This is a genomic window from Janthinobacterium sp. FW305-129 (assembly GCF_020858115.1).
Classification (GTDB): Bacteria; Pseudomonadota; Gammaproteobacteria; order Burkholderiales; family Burkholderiaceae_D; genus Janthinobacterium.
Map to the genome: position 1 here is coordinate 417,338 of NZ_JACYMM010000005.1, position 16,821 is coordinate 434,158.

The following is a 16,821-nucleotide window of genomic DNA, read 5'->3' on the forward strand; positions in this document are numbered from 1 at the left end:
TGGTGGTATTTGATTTTGCGCTGCGCGTTGCCGCAGCATTGACCCTGGGCGCCATGATCGGCGCCGAACGCCAGCTGCGCCAGCGCATGGCGGGCCTGCGCACGAATGCGCTGGTGTCCGTCGGCGCCTCGCTGTTCGTGATGGTTTCCGTGCTCGAAGGCGATGCCTCTGGCCATATGCGCATCGCCGCGCAGGTGGTGTCGGGCATCGGTTTTCTCGGTGCCGGCGTCATCATGCGAGAAGGCATGACGGTGCGCGGCCTGAACACGGCCGCCACCCTGTGGTGCTCGGCCGCCATCGGCATCCTGTGCGGCCTGGGGTTTGCGCTGGAAGCGGCCATCGGCACAGGCTTCGTGCTGATCGCCAACCTGGTGCTGCGCCACCTGGCGCAACGCATCAACGCCCACGGCAGCGAAGCGGGCATCGAGACGGAAAGCATCTACCGCGTGACGGCCGTGTGCGAGGCGGAGCAGGAAGTCCAGGTGCGCAAGCTGATGCTGCGCCTGATCAGCGGCATGCCGGCCCTGATGCTGCAATCCTTGCACAGCGAGGATGCGGCGCACGCCGGGCGCATCGAAGTGCGGGCCGACCTGCTCACGCCCTTGTCCAGCCTGGGATTGCTGGAGCAGATCGTCAGCCAGGTCAGCCTGGAAGGCAGCGTTTCGGCCGTGCGCTGGGCGCTCGTGAACAACGCGGAATTTGTCGCCGAACGGGGAGTATGATGATGAAAAAATTCTTCCATTGGTTTGCCCGGCGCGGCCCCGTCGTGGCCACCTACCGCCTGACCGTCACCTGCCCGGCGGCGCAAGCCGACCACGTGGTGCGCCTGCTGCTGGCCGAACTGCAAGGCGCGGGCCTGGCGCCGTCGCAGATGCTGCGCAGCTGGGACGCGGCTAGGCAAGTGGTGCGGCTGATCGCCACGGTGCTGTGCCAGGCCGTGCAGCGCGCCGTGCTGGTGCGCTTCGTCAACCGCGCTGGCGCCTGGCCGCAAGTGCGGCAGGTGCGCTGGGAAGGCGTCGCCCCTTCACTCTGAGGCCGGCAGGCGCATGGTGAACAGCGCGCCGCCTTGCGGGCGGTTGCATGCCTCGATGCGCCCGCCATACGCGTGCACGATGGCCTGCGACAGGGCCAGGCCCAGGCCGAAACCGGGCGCCTCGCCCGCGCGCGCCTGGGCGCCCCGGTAAAAACGCTCGAACAGATGCGGCAAGTCTTCCACGCCGATGCCCGGCCCCGCGTCCGCCACGCCGACCAGGGCATGTTCGCCCTCGCGCGCCACGTGCACGGTGATGCTGCTTCCGGGCGGCGAAAACTTCACGGCGTTATCGAGCAGATTGGCCAGCACCAGGTCCACGGGGCCGGCCGCCACCCTGGCCTGCACGGCCACGCTGTCATCGAAGACGATGCGGATGCCGCGCTGCGCCGCCGTCTTTTCCAGCCGCTGCGCGGCCGCCCGCACGAGCGGGTTGAGCGCGATGGTTTCCACGGCATTGCGCTCCTGCCCCACGTCCAGGCGCGTGAGCATCAGCAATTCTTCCACCAGGGTCGTCAGGCGCTGCACTTCATCGAGGCAGGACGCCAGCGCATCGACATACTCGGGCGCTTCGCGCGGACGGCGCAGGGTGATTTCGATTTCCGTGCGCAGGCGCGACAGGGGCGAGCGCAATTCATGCGAGGCGTCGGCCGTGAAGCGGCGCTGCGCATCGTAGCCGTGTTCCAGGCGGTCCAGCATGGCGTTCAGGGTATCGACCAGGCGGCCGATTTCATCCTGCGTGCCGGGATGGGGCAGGCGCTGGTGCAGGCTGGCCTCGCCGATCGAATGCGCCTGGTCCACCACGTCGTCGATGGCGCCCAGCACGCGGCGCGTGAGCATTTCGCCGGCCAGCCCCACGGCCGCCAGCAAGGCCAACGCCATGGCGCCAAACAGCACGGTGGCCGCGGCCAGCACGTGATTCGTGTCGTCGAGCGAACCGGCCACCTGCACCGCCAGGCGCGAACCGGACGATGGCACGGGAATCGAGACCATGCGCAGCGGCTCCTCGCCGAACTTGGGCAGGGTCTCGAAGACGGTCTCGCCGGCCGCCAGGCGCGCCAGCAGGGCTGCCGGCGCCGGCAGCTGCGCCGCCTCCAGGTTGCGGCTGCGCGCCAGCACGCGCCCCTCGCCATCGATGATCTGCACCAGGCGGTCCAGCCGCGTCAACGACGGTGGCGCCAGGCCCGGCGCCACCTCGTGCACCTGCACGGGCTGGCGCGGCGCGGCCGGCAGCATGGCCATTTCCGTCTCCGCCAGCGCCAGCAGGGCCGCATCGAGCTGGCCATGCACGGCGCGCGACAAGCCCCAGTAGCCGGCCAGCGCCGTGCAGGCGACGATGGCGAGGATGACGGCCAGGTGCACCAGCAGCAATCGCTTGCGAAAGCTAGCCATCATGGTTTTCCGCCAGGCGGAAGCCGCGTCCGCGCACCGTGTGGATCAACGGCGGCAGGCCAGGTGCATCCACTTTTCCCCGCAAATTGCGCACGTGGACGTCGATCAGATTGTCGATGCCGATCAGGTCCGCCTGCCAGATCTGCTCGGCCAGGCGCGCGCGGCTGACCACTTCGCCCGCCTGGCGCAGCAGGATCAATAGAATCGCGTATTCCTTGGGGGTCAGCACCAGCGGCGCGCCGGCGCGCGTCGCCTGGTGGCTGACGGGATCGAGCGTCAGGTCGGCCAGCGCCAGCACCAGCGGACGGCTGATGTCGGAGCGGCGCAGCAAGGCGCGGATGCGCGCCAGCAGCTCCTCGAATTCGAACGGTTTGGTCAGGTAATCGTCGGCGCCCGTGTTCAGGCCCGCCACCCGGTCGACCGTGGCGTCGCGCGCCGTGAGCATCAGCACGGGCGTCTGGATGCCGCGCGCGCGCAAGTCGCGGCAAAAATCGATGCCTTGCTTGCCCGGCAACATCCAGTCCAGCACGATCACGTCGTAGTCGACGGCGTAGCTTTCGTCCTCGCCCTCTTCCGCGCTGTGCGCCACGTCGACGACAAAACCTTCTTCCTGCAAGCCACGCGCCAGCAGGCGCGCCGCCTTGCGGTCGTCTTCCACCAGGAGGATTCTCATGCCTGCCTTTCGCGTCGCGCCTTGTTTTCCATGCTGGCATTTTACCGCGCCGCACCATGCGCACACCGAACCTGAAGAATGATTCAGGCGTTCTTGGGCGCTTCTTCAGGAGCACATTGCTATGCTTTTCCGGCGCTGTCATACCGCTGCCCGCGCTCCCCTCTGACCGCCCGCCTGGGCACGGCATCCACGCATGCCCCATCACCATCAATAACAAGGAAACACGGGATGAACACGACCACCCGCAACGCCCTGGGCGCCAGCTGCGCCCTCGCTCTCGCCTGCTCGGCCCTGGCCGGCTGCGCCAAACCGACGGCGGCAGCCACGCCGCCCGTCCAATCGATGCATCTGGACGACGGCAGCATCGCCGTCGACAGGATGTCGCCGCTGCGCCGGCGCCTGCAGATCGCGCCCGTGCAGGAACAGGAGATCGCCACGCAGACGGAGGCGCCGGGCAGCATCGTAGCCATGCCGGAAAAACTGGTGAAAATCACGCCGCCCCTGGCCGGGCGCATCACGCGCTTGCAGCGCGCTCTGGGCGACAGCGTGAAGGCCGGCGATGCCCTGTTCACCCTCGATTCGGCGGAGCTGAGCGCCGCGCACGCGGACGACAGCAAGGCGAAATCCGCCCTGCTGCAGGCGCGCCAGGAACTGCAGCGCCAAAAAACCCTGTTCGAGGCGGAGATCGCCGCGCACAAGGATTACGAGGCTGCCCAGGCGGCCTTCGACCAGGCCAATAGCGATGCGCATGCCAGCGCCGACAAGCTGGCACAGTACGGCGCCAGCGCCGGCGGCTCGCGCCGCGACTACGTCCTGCGCTCGCCCATCACCGGCACCGTGATCGAGATGAGCGGCGCCCAAGGCGGCTACTGGAACGATATCAACGCGCCCATCATGACGGTGGCGGATCTCTCCACCGTGTGGCTGTCGGCCAACGTGGCCGAAAGGAACCTGGCGCAGGTGGCCGTCGGCCAGGCGGCCCGCATCACGCTCGACGCCTGGCCCGGCAAAGATTTTGAGGGCAAGGTCGCCTATGTGGGCGCCGTGCTCGATAGCGAGACGCGCACCGTCAAGGTACGCGTGGCCATCGACAACCGCAGCGGCATTTTCAAGCCGGGCATGTTCGCCCACGCCGGTTTCGCCGGCGCCACCCGGCGCGGCCTGGTGGTGCCTGCGGCGGCGCTGCTGCAAAGCGGTCTGGTGACGCGCGTGATGGTCGAACGCGGCCCGCTGCGTTTCGAACCGCGCGTGGTGCAGGTGGGCGCCAGCCGGGGCGACCAGGTGGAAATCGTCTCCGGCCTGAAGGCGGGCGAACGCATCGTCGTCAAGGAAGGAGTGCTGCTCAATGATTGACCGCTTCATCGCCACCTGCTGCCAGCGGCGCGGCATCGTCTGGCTGGTACTGTTGTGCGTGACCCTGTACGGCATCTACAGCTGGAAGCAGCTGCCCATCGAAGCCTATCCCGACATCGCCGACGTCACCTCGCAGATCGTCACGCAGGTGCCGGGCCTGGGCGCCGAGGAAATCGAGCAGCAGATCACGATACCGCTCGAGCGCGCCTTGCTGGGCACGCCCGGCATGCATGTGCTGCGCACGCGCAGCCTGTTCGCGCTGTCGCTGATCACCGTGGTGTTCGAAGATGGCAGCGACGGCTACTTCACGCGCGAGCGGCTGCAGGAGCGGCTCGCCAGCGTGAACCTGCCGTACGAGGCCAAGCCGGGGCTCGATCCCTACACCTCGCCCACGGGCGAAATCTACCGCTACACGCTGGAATCGAAAACGCGCTCCCTGCGCGAACTGTCGGAGCTGCAGTTCTGGACCGTGATTCCGCGCCTGCAGCAGGTGCGCGGCGTGGCCGACGTCAGCAATTTCGGCGGCCTGACGACGCAATTCATGCTGGAACTCGACCCCGCAAAACTGGACAGCTACGGCTTTTCGCTGGCGCAGGTGAAGGACGCCATCAACGCCAACAACATCAGCGGCGGCGGCAGCGTCATCGACCGCGGCCAGCAATCGTACGTGGTGCGCGGCGTGGGCTTGCTGCATTCGCTGGACGACATGGGCAACGTGGTCGTCAGCAGCAAGGACGGCGTGCCCGTGCTGGTGAAGGACCTGGGCAAGCTCGCCTACGGCAACGTGGAGCGGCGCGGCATCCTCGGCAAGGACAACAATCCCGACACCATCGAGGGCATCACTCTGCTGCTGAAGGATTTCAATCCCTCCGAGGCGCTGGCAGGCATCCATGCGGCCGTCGATGACCTGAATGCCAATGTGCTGCCGAAAGACGTCAAGGTGGTCGCCTACCTGGATCGCAGCTCGCTGATCGACGCCACCCTGCACACGGTGGGCTACACCCTGGGCGAAGGCATGCTGCTGGTCGCCCTGGTGCTGCTGCTGTTCCTGGGCAGCCCGCGCGCGGCCGCCATCGTCGCGCTGACGATCCCGCTGGCGCTGCTGATCGCCTTCATCTTCATGCACCACTTTAAAATTCCCGCCAATTTGCTGTCCTTGGGCGCGATCGACTTCGGCATCCTCGTCGACGGCTCCGTGGTGGTGCTGGAAAACATGCTGCGCCGTCGCGAGCGCGAACAGGAGCGGCCGCTCACCATCCATGACGCGATCGAGGCGACCCTGCAGGTAGCGCGCCCCATCATGTTCGGCATGGCCGTCATCATTGCCGCCTACCTGCCCCTGTTCGCCTTCCAGCGCATCGAATACAAGCTGTTCTCGCCGATGGCGTATGCGGTCGGCGCGGCACTCGTGGGTGCGTTGGTGGTGGCCTTGGTGCTGATACCGGGCCTGGCCTGGCTGGCCTTGCGCAAGCCGCGCCGCACCTTCCATAACCGCGTGCTGGAACAACTGGCGGCAGCATATGGCCGCTTCCTCGATCGCATGGTGGGCAAGAAGCGCTGGGTGGCGATGGTGTGCGCAGGATCGCTCGCAGCGCTTGCCATCCTGGGCGGCGGCATCGGGCGCGATTTTTTACCCTACCTCGATGAGGGTTCTCTGTGGCTGCAGGTGCAGATGCCGCCCGGGATCACCCTGGACAAGGCATCCGAGATGGCCAGTGAACTGCGGCGCGCCGCGCTGGAATTTCCGGAAGTGTCGACCATCGTCACGCAGACGGGGCGCAACGACGACGGCACCGATTACTGGACGCCGTCGCACATCGAGGCCAGCGTGGGCCTGCATCCGTATAAAAGCTGGAAGTCGGGCATGAACAAGCAGCAACTGATCGCCAAGATGAGCGAGCGCTTCGCACGCATGCCCGGCTACACGGTGGCCTTCATGCAGCCGATGATCGACGGCGTGCAGGATAAATTGTCGGGTGCGCACAGCGACCTGACGGTGAAGATCTTCGGCGACGACCTCGACGAAGTGCGCGGCATCGCCGGCAGGGTGGCGCAGGCGCTGAAAACAGTCCGTGGCGCCTCCGACGTGGCGGTGGACGTGGAGCCGCCGCTGCCCAACCTGAAGGTGGAACTCGACAGGGCAAAGGCGGCCCGCTACGGCATCAACGCGGCCGACGTGGCCGACCTGATTGCCACCGGCATCGGCGGCGCGCCCATCGGCCAGGTGTACGTGGGCGAGAAAAGCTACGACATCGCCGTGCGCTTCCCGCTCGCCACGCGTTCCAGCCCGGACGCCATCGCCAGCCTGATGCTCAACGCCGCCAACGGCGCCAGGATTCCGCTGGCGCAGGTGGCCACCATCAGCACCACCTCGGGCGAAAGCGTGATCGTGCGCGAAATGGGGCGGCGCCACATCATCGTGCGCCTCAATGCCCGCGGACGCGACCTGGCCGGTTTCCTGGCCGAAGCGCGCCCGCTGGTGGCGCAAGCCGTGGCGGGCGAGCACCAGCGCATCAGCGTCGAATGGGGCGGCCAGTTCGAAAACCTGCAGCGCGCGCAAAGCCGATTTGCCCTGATCCTGCCGATGACCCTGGGCGCCATGTTCCTGCTGCTGTTTGGCCAGTTCCGCAACCTGCGCCAGCCCGCGCTGGTCTTGCTGGCCGTGCCGCTGGCCATGCTGGGCGGCCTGGCCGCGCTGCACCTGCGCGGCATGACCCTGAATGTGTCGAGCGCCGTCGGCTTCATCGCCCTGTTCGGCGTGGCCGTGCTCAATGCCGTGCTGATGCTGGCGCAGATCAACCGCTTGCGCGCGGACGAAGGCCACAGCTTGCGCGACGCCGTGCTGGAAGGCGCGCGTGACCGCATGCGCCCCGTGCTGATGACGGCCACCGTGGCCGCCCTGGGCCTGACACCGGCCATGCTGGCCACGGGCCTGGGCAGCGACGTGCAGCGCCCGCTGGCCACCGTCGTGGTGGGCGGCCTGTTGACGGCGACGGCACTGACCCTGCTGCTGTTGCCGGCCCTGTATTACCTGATCGAGGCGTATGTACAGCAACGCCGGATCGATACCGAAGGAGTGAACCATGACACGTTTTAATGTAATGCTGGCGGCCTGGCTGATCGCCCCCTGCGCCAGCGCCGCCCCGTTGTCCTTCGAGACCTATTTGTCCGCGGTGGAGAGCCACAGCCTGGAACTGCAGGCGCAGCAGGAAGACATCGTCTCGGCCAAGGCCGGCATCGGCATCGCCGGCCTGCGTCCCGATCCCGAATTTACCCTGGGCGCCACGCGCGAGACCGTGCGCAGCGTCGAACACCGTCCCATCACGTGGAATCCCGCCATCAGCATGGCCATCGAGACGGGCGGCAAGCGCGCGGCGCGCTTAAAATCCGCACAGAGCCATGTCGCGCTGGCCGAGGAGACGGTGGCTGGCTTCAGAAGTGAACTGTATGGCACGGCCGCCGCCGCGTTCACGGAAGCGTGCCGCACGCGCGAGGTCCTCGCGCGCAAGGAGCAGACCATGGCGGCCCTGTCGAAGGTGGTCGAAGCGAATACCGTGCGGCGCAAGGCGGGCGACGTGGGCGGCATCGAGCTGCTGCAGTCGCGCGTGGAACGCGACCAGTTCCAGGCCGACCTGGCACAGGCGCGCAGCGAGGCGGACAGCGCCATGTTGAATTTGTCGCCCCCCTTGGGCCGCCAGTTCGACAGCCTGTTTCCGGACGCGCAGCTGGCCTGCGACTTCGCCGCGTATGAGAACAGGGATGCCTCGGTACTGGTGCCGCAGGCGCTCGAGGCGCGCAGCGATGTGCGCATCGCCCGCGCCACCGTGGACTATCTGCGCGACGGCGCTGCGCTCGTGCGCGCCAACCGCGCCGTCGACCCCACGCTGACGGTGGGCCTGGCCGCCGCGCGCGGCTACCATGACGGTTTTGACGCCAGCGGCAATCCCATCGACGGGTCGCCGCGCTCGCGCGCCTTGAGCGTGTCGCTGGCCATTCCGATCCCCCTGTCGCGGCGCGACAAGGGCGACGTGGTGCAGGCCGAAGCGGGCGTGACGCAGGCGATGCTGGCCCTGCGCCAGGCGGAACTGCAAGCGGAAACGCAGGTGCGCACGGCGCAGCGGCAGCTGCGTGCGGCGCAGGACAGGCTGGCGCGCTACCGCGACGGCGTGCTGGTCGATGCGCAAAAGGTGGTCGACGGCATGCGCCTGTCCTACTTCAGTGGCAATGCCTCGCTGCTGGAATGGCTGGCGGCGCAGCGTTCGGCCGATGAGGCGTATCAGGGCTATGTGCAGGCGCGCGCCGATGCTGCCAATGCCAGCACGCAGCTGCAACTGGCGATCGGCCAGCGGCCGCGCTTGTAGCGGAGGAAGGGGAAACGCGGGGAGACCGGCGCGGCGATGCCGCACCGGTCGTCAGGAACGGGGAATTACTGCGGCTGGGCGGGAGCGTCGGTGTCGTCCGCTTCAGGCTCTTCACCCTCGGCACCCTCTTCACCGTCGGCCGGCTTCGGATTGTTCTTCGCTTCCAGCTTGCGTCTGGCTTTTTCCTCGGCTTTCTTCTTCTTTTCCAGCTCTTTTTGCCGTTTTTCGTATTGGAAATTTGTCTTGGCCATTTACTACCTCTTTAGTTTTTTATTGTTACAGATAAGCACATAGGGCACATTATGACGTAATTGGACCAAACACCAAATGTTTAGCCGCGCGGATGATGCTGCGCATGCAGCAGTTTCAGCCGTTCGCGGGCCACATGCGTGTAAATTTGCGTGGTGGAAATATCAGAGTGCCCCAGTAACAATTGCACAACACGCAAGTCCGCGCCATGGTTCAGCAGATGCGTGGCGAACGCGTGGCGCAAGGTATGCGGCGACAGCGGCGCCGTGATGCCCGCGTTCAGCGCGTGTTTCTTGATGATGACCCAGAACATTTGCCGCGTCATGGCGCCCCCGCGCCGCGTGACGAACAGCGCGTCATCCATCTGACCGTCGAGGATGACGCCGCGCGCTTCCTTCAGGTAGCGCTCGATCCACAGCCGCGCCTGTTCGCCGAACGGCACCAGGCGCGTCTTGCTGCCCTTGCCCGTGATGCGCAGCACGCCATCGTTCAGGCTCAGTTCCACCGATTGCAAGTCCACCAGTTCCGACACGCGCAAGCCGCTCGCATACATGAGTTCGAGCATCGTGCGCTCGCGCAAGCCCAGCGGTGTGCTCACGTCGGGCGCCGCCAGCAAGGCTTCCACCTGCGCTTCGCTCAAGGTGTGCACGAAGCGCGCCGGCTGCTTGGCCGACACCATCTTCAGGCACGGGTCGGCGGCGATATGCTTGTGCCGCAGCGCCAGCTGGTAAAAGCGCTTGAGCACGGACAGACGCCGGTTCGACGAGGTCGCCTTGCTCTCGTCGTGGCGGGCGGCGAAATACGCCTCGATGTCGGCCGTGGATACCTCGTACAGCCCCTCGCGCCCGGGCCGCGCCACTTCCAGCCAGCGGGCGAACAGCCGCATGTCGCGCCGGTAGGCATCGAGCGAGTTTTTCGACAGGCCGTCTTCCAGCCACAGGCTGTCGCAGAATTCGTCGATCAGGGTGGCGTTGTCGGGCGCCAGCAGGCTGTTCATCATCGGTACGCTTCCACGCCTTCATGCGCCAGCAGCCAGCGCTTGACGCCCAGGTGGAATCCCGTCGCATCGTCGTGATGGGCAAAGCCGCCCAGGCCGCCGGCGGCCGTCACGCGGTGGCAGGGAATCACCACGGGAAACCAGTTGGCGCCGCAGGCCTGGCCCACGGCGCGCGGGGCCGAGCCGATCAGGCGCGCCACGTCGCCATACGTGCGCACCTGGCCGCGCGGAATCCCGGCGATCTCCGCCCATACGCGTTGCTGGTAGGCGCTGCCCGAAGCGGCCAGCGGCAAGTCGAACGGTGCATCGGGGTCGCGGAAATAGCGCGCCAGTTGCTGGCACGCCCGTTCGGAGACGGCATCCTGCGGCGCTTTCTCGTCGAAGTGCGGCGGCAAATACACCAGTTCGCGCAACTGGCCATCCTGCGCGCGCACGCCCATGGCGCCGAACGGCGCGGCCACGATGGCGCTGAACAGTTCACTGCCCTGTTGTTTTTTCATCTGCTGATCATTATTCAAGTGTGGCATATATGCAACCTGCCGGCGCGGAAACGGCGCCACGGGAATTATGCACCGACTTTGGGCGTGCCGGCGGACGTTTCCTGCGCGCGAAAAAAAAGCGCACCAGTCGGTGCGCTTCAAATATTGCTTCACGTTCCCGGTCGTTTGGGTCCGCCGGTGCCGGCTTGTGGCCGCAGACAGCTATGACTCAACAACTTCTGTGAAACGTGTGTCTCCTCAATATATCCCCGGTATCAATACCGTTTTTATAGACCACTCCCCCACTAACCTTGTTGCCAATTCTGTATTTCAGCCTTGCTACCGGGGCGTATATGCATATACGTGTTTCCCCTTAAGGCTGCCCATCATAGCGCATTTATTCGGCCGGATCGACTTTTTTTGCACCATGACGGGGACAACTGTTTTAGTTGTAAATTAAATTTGGCAGCCACAGCGAGATTTGTGGTACGTAGGTAATCAAGCCCAGGAAGGCGAGCATCGTCAGCAGCCACGGCATCACGGCTACGGTCAGCTCCGAGATGCCCATCTTGGTGATGCCGGACGCCACGTACAGGTTCAGGCCCACGGGCGGATGGCACATGCCGACTTCCATATTGACCACGATCAAGATGCCGAAGTGCACGGGGTCGATGCCCAGCTTCATGGCGACGGGGAACAGGATCGGCGCCATGATCAGCACGATGGACGACGGCTCCATGACGTTACCAGCCAACAACAGCAGCACGTTGACCACCAGCAAGAAGCTGATCACGCCCAGGCCCTTGCCCGTGATCCATTCCGCCATCGCCTGCGGGATGTTTTCGCTGGTCATCAGGAACGAGAACAGCACGGCATTCGTGATGATGTACAACAGCATCGCCGACATGGCGGCCGAATCGAGCAAGACCTTGCCCACTTGCTTGATCTTCAAGTCCTTGTAGACGAAGACGGCGATGATGAAGGCGTACACGGCAGCCATGGCGGCCGCTTCCGTCGGCGTGAAGGCGCCTGAATAGATGCCGCCCATGACGATGACGATCAGCAGCAGGCCCCAGGCGCTTTTCTTGAACGTGACGAAACGCTCGCCCCAGCTGGCCTTTTTCATGCGCGGATAGTTGTGCTTGCGCGCCAAAAACCACGTCGTCAGACCCAGCAGCATGGCCAGCATCATGCCGGGAATCACGCCCGCCATGAACAGCTTGCCAACAGAGGTATTCGTGCTGACGGAATACATCACCATCACGATCGATGGCGGAATCAGAATGCCCAGCGCACCCGAGGTGGTGATGACGCCGGCGCCGAAACCGCGCGGATAGCCCTGCTTGACCATGGCCGGCAGGATGATGGAGCCGATCGCCACCACGGTGGCGGGGCTGGAGCCGGAGACGGCCGCAAACAGCGCGCACGCCATCACGCCGGCCAGCGCCAGGCCTCCGTGCCAGTGTCCCACCATGGAGCTGGCGAAGTTGATCATGCGCCGCGCCACTCCGCCATGCGTGAGGAAGTTACCCGCCAAAATGAAGAACGGGATGGCCATGATTTCGAATTTTTCAATGCCCGTGAAGATCTTCAGGGCCACCGATTCGATGGGCACGCTGGTCATGGTGAACAGGAACGTCAGTACTGTCAGGCCCAGCGAGATGGAGATCGGCATGCCGGTCAGCATCAGCGCCAGCAGCAGCACAAAAATAATCAGCGCGTTCATGCCTTGGCTCCTTTTTCTTCCGCCGTCAGTTCGTCTTCCAGGCCCTCGACATGCGAGTGGTCGTGTTTTGGCAGGGCGCCCGTCTTGATGAAATGCACCATTACCTGCAGGAAACGGAAGCACATCAGGTAGGAACCGAGCGGCACGGCCAGGTAGACCAGCCACATCGGTACTTCCATGTCGGCCGAAGTCTGGTCCGTGTGGCCGATAGACCACACGAAGCTGGCGCCCAGGGTGCCCACGATACCGGTAAACAGGGCGCCGGCGGCCAGGCCGAAGACGATGAAACGGTCGCGCCAGCGGGGGTTCATGCGGTTGATCAGGACGTCGACGCCCACGTGGATGCCCGTGCGCACGCCATACGCGGCGCCGAACTTGGCCATCCAGACGAACATGTAGATGCACAGCTCCTGGGCCCAGCTGGTGTTGATTTGAATCAGGAAGTCTTGCAGGCCCGGTATCGGCAAGCCTGCCAGGTAGCGGTGCACGACCGCCACGAAGATGATGAAGGTGGCTGCGCCCATCAGGGACGCGATCAGCCACTCTTCCAGGTGATCCAGAAATTTCATGGTGGACTTTCAAAGAATGCGGGTACGCTGGCACCCGCGCAGGACGCGCAGGTGCCGTTGCTGCAGAAAGACAGGGATGTCCCTGAAAGCCGCGCCCGGTGGCGCGGCCAGCGCGGCTTACTTCGCGCTTTCCTTGTTGATGGCCGAGATCAGATCCTTGCCGATGCGCCCTTCCATGGCCTTCTGCACGGGCGCCAGCGCCTTGCGCCACTCGGCCTGTTCCTGCACCGTCAGCGTGTAGATCTGCGTCTTGCCCGCTTTCTTGATGGCGTCGAGGGCCTGGTCGTTGTCGCGCTGGGCGATGGCTTTCTCAAACGTGGTCGCCTCGCGCATGGCTTTTTCCAGCTGGCCGCGGATATCGGGCGGCAAGCCATCCCAGAATTTCTTGTTGACGATGACGGCATAGCCCAGGTAGCCGTGGTTGGACACGGTCACGTGCTTTTGCACTTCATGCATCTTTTGCGTGTACATATTCGATGGCGGGTTTTCCGTGCCGTCGACCACGCCCGTCTGCAGCGCCTGATACACTTCCGAGAAGGCCAGCACCTGCGGGTTGGCGCCCAGCGCGCGCATCTGCGCGTCGAGCACCTTCGACGACTGGATGCGCATTTTCAGGCCCTTGAAATCGGCCGGGGTGTGCAGCGGCTTGTTGGCCGACATCACCTTGAAGCCATTGTCCCAGTAGGCCAAGCCCGTGATACCCTTGGGTTCCAGCTTTTTCAGCAGGCTCTTGCCGATTTCACCTTCCGTGACGTTGTACAGCGCCGTCTTGGTAGGGAAGATGTAGGGCAGGTCGAAGGCTTCAAATTCCTTCACGCCCAGCGGGCCGAACTTGGCCAACGACGGCGCCAGCATCTGCACGGCGCCCAGCTGCAGCGCTTCGAGTTCTTCCTTGTCCTTGTACAGCTGGCTGTTCGGGTAGAGTTCGACCTTGACCTTGCCATTCGTGGCTTTTTCGGCCAGTTGCTTGAAGCGTTCGGCGGCCTGGCCTTTCGGCGTGTCCGTCGCCACGACGTGGCTGAACTTGATGACGATGGGCGCTTGCGCATAGGCATGGACGCCGGCGGTGGCGCCGATGGCCGCGCACAGTGCGACGAACAGGGTTTTCATTGGTGGCAGTTGCATTTTTGTCTCCTGAGTGGTTTTTAGAAAAACTTTATTATTTGTCTATTTGAATATTGTGCCAAAGAAACTGCCTCGGCTATTGTGGTTAACCACAATAGCCGCTTCCCGATAAGCCGCTACCCTGCCAGCCATGCCGACTCCCCCCACCCTTGCGCGCCGCTTCAAGCTATCGAGTCCGATGCGCTGGCTGCTGCCCGTCATCCTGCTGCTGCTGTTCCTCTCCGTCCTGTTCTGGCTGCCCTGGCAGGCGCGCCAGATGGAAAGCAACGAGCGCCAGGAGCAATTGATCGCCGACACGCTGTGGGTCGAGCAAACCATCCGTTTCCAGCTGGCGCGCAACGAGGAAAGCCTGTTCAACCTGGGCGTGGACATCGCCAGCGGCTCCCTGTCGGCGGAAAAAGTGCACGAACGGCTGCAGCAGATGCTGCGCAATGGCCGCGAATTGCAGCGCGTGCTGTGGCTCGACACGAGCGGCAAGGTGCTGGCCACCAGCGACAGCAATCCGCCGCACGCCCTGGCGTTTTCTCCCGCCTCGCTGACGGCGGCCGACAATGCGCGCCGCCTGCACCGGGGCCAGTACGCCCAGCCCTCGCAGCAGACGGGCTTTCCCGACGCGCCGCCGGGCGCCATGCTGATGGACTACCACCAGCCCCTGTTCGATGGTCAGCGCTATGTCGGCAGCCTGGTGGCCACCTATCAGATCAGCAGCCTGCTCGATGAAATGGTACCGTGGTGGTTCGCGCAGGATAACCAGATTTCGCTGATCGACCGCGACGACAAGGTGCTGGCGCGGCGCGCCGCCGCCGGTCCCGGCCACGGCGTGTACACGCACAAGCGCGCCCTCGACGTGCCCGGCGCCAGCATCACGCTGTTTACCGACAGCGTGAAAAGCCAGCCCAAGCTGCTGCCCAATCTGCTGGTCGGCTCCGTCATCGCCCTGTCGCTGGGTTTATTATGGAGCTTGCTGGCCCTGTGGCGCCACATTTCGCGCCGCCTGGTGGCCGAAGGCGCGCTGCGCCAGCAGATGCTGTTTCGCACGGCGATGGAAAACTCGCTGGTGACGGGCATGCGCGCGCGCGACCTGGAAGGAAGAGTCACCTACGTGAATCCCGCGTTTTGCCAGATCGTCGGCTATCCGCCCGAGGAAATCCTCGGGCGTTTGCCGCCCATGCCCTACTGGGTGCCGGAGGCGCTGGAGGAATACCAGCAGCGCTTCGTCAAGGCCCTGGCAGGCAATCCCACGCCGCAGTTCGAAACCTATTTCCAGCGCCCGGACGGCACGCGCGTGCCCGTGCTGATCTTCGAGGCGCCGCTGGTGGACAAGAACGGCCAGCAGACGGGCTGGATGGGTTCCGTGCTTGACATCTCGGACCGCAAGCGCGTCGAGGAACTCAATCGCCAGCAGCAGGAAAAGCTGCAAACGAGCTCGCGCCTGGCCACCATGGGCGAGCTGGCGTCGATGCTGGCGCATGAACTGAACCAGCCGCTGGCGGCCATTTCCAGCTACACGACAGGGGCCTTGAATTTGATCCGCCGCGCCATCGACAGCGGTACCCCCGTCGAGCCGAATACATTGAAACCGGCGCTGGAGCAGGCCAGCGCGCAGGCGCAGCGGGCCGGCCAGATCATCCGCAGCGTGCACGATTTCGTGCGCAAGAGCGAGCCGCAGCGCCAGGATATCGCCATCCGCACCCTGATCGACGGCATCCGCGCGCTGATCGACCTGCAGGCGCGCAAATACTATGTCACCATCCAGGAAGAGCTGCCGCCGGACCTGCCGCTGCTGCGCGCCGACCCCGTGATGATCGAGCAGGTGCTGCTGAACCTGACGCGCAACGCCATCGAGGCGATGCAGGACGCGGCGCCGGGACGGCGTATCATGCGCCTGCGGGCCAGCCACGACGCGCAGCAAGGCATGGTGACGGTGGACGTGATCGACCATGGCCACGGCATCCCGATGGACGTGGCCGAGCGGCTGTTTTCGCCGTTTTTCTCGACCAAGTCCGAAGGCATGGGCATGGGCCTGAACATCTGCCGCACCGCCATCGAATTTCACGGCGGCGCGCTGACCTTCGGCGCCAATCCCGCTGGCGGCACCATCTTTACCTTCAGCGTGCCGGCCGCGCCGCACGCCGCACCAGGCAATAACGCATAACGAATAACGAAACGACAAGCCGGAGACACCATGCTACACATTATCGACGACGAAGAGGTCGTACGCGACTCCCTGTCCTGGCTGGCCGCCTCGCGCAGCATCGAGGCGCGCAGCTACGCCAGCGCCCAGCAATTCCTCGATAGCCTCGACGGCGGCTTCGACGCCGCCGGCGACTGCGTGCTGCTCGACGTGCGCATGCCCGACATGAACGGCATCGCCATGTTCGACCAGCTGGTCAAGCGCGACCTGACGGCGCGCCTGCCCGTGATTTTCCTCACCGGCCACGGCGACGTGCCGATGGCCGTCGACAGCCTGAAACGGGGCGCCTTCGACTTCTTTGAAAAGCCGTTCAACGACAACGACCTGATGGACCGCGTGCAGCAGGGCCTGGCCAACTCGCGCCAGGCCGGCGAACTGGCCGCCGTGCACGCGCGCCTGGCCACCCTGTCGACGCGCGAACGCGAAGTGCTGGACCTGATTTTGGCGGGCAAGATGAACAAGGTGGTGGCCGACAAGCTGGGCATCAGCATGCGCACCGTGGAAGTCCACCGCGCGCATATCTTCGACAAGATGCAGGTCAAGACGGCGGTGGAGCTGGCGGGGTTGTTGAAGTAGTTGCGGTAATAATTGCGGTGATGTTGGATTACGCGGCGCTTGCGCGCCGCTAATCCAACCTACGCCGTATATTGCAACGTAGGTCGGCGTAGGTCGG

At 64.9% G+C, this 16,821-nt stretch carries 15 protein-coding genes; 7 read left to right on the forward strand and 8 right to left on the reverse strand.

All coding sequences use genetic code 11. From position 1 onward, the window contains the following. Positions 1 to 2: 2 nt before the first annotated feature. Both IGS61_RS12945 and IGS61_RS12950 read left to right on the forward strand, forming a co-directional pair. Positions 3 to 722, forward strand: coding sequence for an MgtC/SapB family protein (locus IGS61_RS12945; protein WP_205412515.1), 720 nt, complete (start codon positions 3 to 5; stop codon positions 720 to 722). A gap of 2 nt (positions 723 to 724) precedes the next feature. After that, entirely contained in the window at positions 725 to 1,033 is a 309-nt protein-coding gene (locus tag IGS61_RS12950; RefSeq protein ID WP_230539947.1) for a hypothetical protein, read from the forward strand. Here the strand turns inward: IGS61_RS12950 and IGS61_RS12955 are convergent. After that, a complete protein-coding gene (locus IGS61_RS12955; RefSeq protein ID WP_230539987.1) occupies positions 1,025 to 2,422 on the reverse strand; it encodes a sensor histidine kinase in 1,398 nt (465 codons plus the stop codon). The two genes, IGS61_RS12950 and IGS61_RS12955, sit on opposite strands and share 9 nt — an antisense overlap. Next, entirely contained in the window at positions 2,415 to 3,095 is a 681-nt protein-coding gene (locus tag IGS61_RS12960) for a response regulator transcription factor (RefSeq protein WP_230539948.1), read from the reverse strand. The genes IGS61_RS12955 and IGS61_RS12960 overlap by 8 nt, the downstream gene beginning before the upstream one ends. A gap of 228 nt (positions 3,096 to 3,323) precedes the next feature. Between IGS61_RS12960 and IGS61_RS12965 the strand changes: the two genes are divergently transcribed. The 3 genes from IGS61_RS12965 to IGS61_RS12975 are packed head-to-tail and all read left to right on the forward strand — an operon-like array spanning position 3,324 to position 8,809. After that, positions 3,324 to 4,448: an efflux RND transporter periplasmic adaptor subunit gene (locus IGS61_RS12965; protein WP_230539949.1), complete on the forward strand. Its 1,125-nt coding sequence runs from the start codon at positions 3,324 to 3,326 to the stop codon at positions 4,446 to 4,448. Beyond that, positions 4,441 to 7,545 (forward strand): efflux RND transporter permease subunit, encoded by a 3,105-nt coding sequence (locus IGS61_RS12970; protein ID WP_230539950.1) that lies wholly within the window; start codon positions 4,441 to 4,443, stop codon positions 7,543 to 7,545. Before IGS61_RS12965 ends, IGS61_RS12970 begins: the two co-directional genes overlap by 8 nt. After that, positions 7,532 to 8,809 carry a TolC family protein gene (locus IGS61_RS12975; RefSeq protein WP_230539951.1) on the forward strand — a complete coding sequence of 426 codons (1,278 nt, stop codon included), beginning with the start codon at positions 7,532 to 7,534 and terminating at the stop codon, positions 8,807 to 8,809. Before IGS61_RS12970 ends, IGS61_RS12975 begins: the two co-directional genes overlap by 14 nt. Positions 8,810 to 8,874: 65 nt before the next feature. On the opposite strand, the gene IGS61_RS12980 is transcribed toward IGS61_RS12975, so the two are convergent. From IGS61_RS12980 to IGS61_RS13005, 6 genes are all read right to left on the reverse strand, one after another. Further along, positions 8,875 to 9,060, reverse strand: a complete 186-nt coding sequence (locus IGS61_RS12980; RefSeq protein ID WP_076567759.1) for a hypothetical protein — start codon at positions 9,058 to 9,060, stop codon at positions 8,875 to 8,877. An 80-nt stretch (positions 9,061 to 9,140) separates the two neighbouring features. Continuing rightward, positions 9,141 to 10,058, reverse strand: a complete 918-nt coding sequence (gene xerD, locus IGS61_RS12985) for a site-specific tyrosine recombinase XerD (RefSeq protein ID WP_257218035.1) — start codon at positions 10,056 to 10,058, stop codon at positions 9,141 to 9,143. Continuing rightward, positions 10,055 to 10,555, reverse strand: a complete 501-nt coding sequence (locus IGS61_RS12990) for a methylated-DNA--[protein]-cysteine S-methyltransferase (RefSeq protein ID WP_230539952.1) — start codon at positions 10,553 to 10,555, stop codon at positions 10,055 to 10,057. The genes xerD and IGS61_RS12990 overlap by 4 nt, the downstream gene beginning before the upstream one ends. Positions 10,556 to 10,979: 424 nt before the next feature. Continuing rightward, complete coding sequence (locus IGS61_RS12995; RefSeq protein ID WP_034746868.1) at positions 10,980 to 12,260, reverse strand: TRAP transporter large permease; 1,281 nt, start codon at positions 12,258 to 12,260, stop codon at positions 10,980 to 10,982. Beyond that, positions 12,257 to 12,829, reverse strand: a complete 573-nt coding sequence (locus IGS61_RS13000) for a TRAP transporter small permease (protein ID WP_230539953.1) — start codon at positions 12,827 to 12,829, stop codon at positions 12,257 to 12,259. Before IGS61_RS13000 ends, IGS61_RS12995 begins: the two co-directional genes overlap by 4 nt. 117 nt (positions 12,830 to 12,946) lie before the next feature. Further along, a complete protein-coding gene (locus IGS61_RS13005) occupies positions 12,947 to 13,939 on the reverse strand; it encodes a TRAP transporter substrate-binding protein (RefSeq protein WP_230539988.1) in 993 nt (330 codons plus the stop codon). A 145-nt stretch (positions 13,940 to 14,084) separates the two neighbouring features. Here IGS61_RS13005 and IGS61_RS13010 point away from each other — a divergent pair, with 145 nt between their 5' ends. Together IGS61_RS13010 and IGS61_RS13015 are read left to right on the forward strand one after the other, a co-directional pair. After that, positions 14,085 to 16,109 (forward strand): sensor histidine kinase, encoded by a 2,025-nt coding sequence (locus IGS61_RS13010; protein WP_230539954.1) that lies wholly within the window; start codon positions 14,085 to 14,087, stop codon positions 16,107 to 16,109. Positions 16,110 to 16,139: 30 nt separating this feature from the next. After that, complete coding sequence (locus tag IGS61_RS13015) at positions 16,140 to 16,724, forward strand: response regulator transcription factor (RefSeq protein WP_230539955.1); 585 nt, start codon at positions 16,140 to 16,142, stop codon at positions 16,722 to 16,724. Positions 16,725 to 16,821 lie beyond the last annotated feature (97 nt).

What these genes read in the sequence shown, in the direction of transcription:
- IGS61_RS12970 (WP_230539950.1), top strand. Translation starts at nt 4,441, where the DNA reads ATGATTGACCGCTTCATCGCCACCTGCTGCCAGCGGCGCGGCATCGTC.
- IGS61_RS13005 (WP_230539988.1), bottom strand. Translation starts at nt 13,939, where the DNA reads ATGAAAACCCTGTTCGTCGCACTGTGCGCGGCCATCGGCGCCACCGCC.
- IGS61_RS12965 (WP_230539949.1), top strand. Translation starts at nt 3,324, where the DNA reads ATGAACACGACCACCCGCAACGCCCTGGGCGCCAGCTGCGCCCTCGCT.
- IGS61_RS12950 (WP_230539947.1), top strand. Translation starts at nt 725, where the DNA reads ATGAAAAAATTCTTCCATTGGTTTGCCCGGCGCGGCCCCGTCGTGGCC.
- IGS61_RS12975 (WP_230539951.1), top strand. Translation starts at nt 7,532, where the DNA reads ATGACACGTTTTAATGTAATGCTGGCGGCCTGGCTGATCGCCCCCTGC.
- IGS61_RS12980 (WP_076567759.1), bottom strand. Translation starts at nt 9,060, where the DNA reads ATGGCCAAGACAAATTTCCAATACGAAAAACGGCAAAAAGAGCTGGAA.
- IGS61_RS12955 (WP_230539987.1), bottom strand. Translation starts at nt 2,422, where the DNA reads ATGGCTAGCTTTCGCAAGCGATTGCTGCTGGTGCACCTGGCCGTCATC.
- IGS61_RS12960 (WP_230539948.1), bottom strand. Translation starts at nt 3,095, where the DNA reads ATGAGAATCCTCCTGGTGGAAGACGACCGCAAGGCGGCGCGCCTGCTG.
- IGS61_RS13015 (WP_230539955.1), top strand. Translation starts at nt 16,140, where the DNA reads ATGCTACACATTATCGACGACGAAGAGGTCGTACGCGACTCCCTGTCC.
- IGS61_RS12990 (WP_230539952.1), bottom strand. Translation starts at nt 10,555, where the DNA reads ATGAAAAAACAACAGGGCAGTGAACTGTTCAGCGCCATCGTGGCCGCG.
- IGS61_RS13010 (WP_230539954.1), top strand. Translation starts at nt 14,085, where the DNA reads ATGCCGACTCCCCCCACCCTTGCGCGCCGCTTCAAGCTATCGAGTCCG.
- xerD (WP_257218035.1), bottom strand. Translation starts at nt 10,058, where the DNA reads ATGATGAACAGCCTGCTGGCGCCCGACAACGCCACCCTGATCGACGAA.
- IGS61_RS13000 (WP_230539953.1), bottom strand. Translation starts at nt 12,829, where the DNA reads ATGAAATTTCTGGATCACCTGGAAGAGTGGCTGATCGCGTCCCTGATG.
- IGS61_RS12995 (WP_034746868.1), bottom strand. Translation starts at nt 12,260, where the DNA reads ATGAACGCGCTGATTATTTTTGTGCTGCTGCTGGCGCTGATGCTGACC.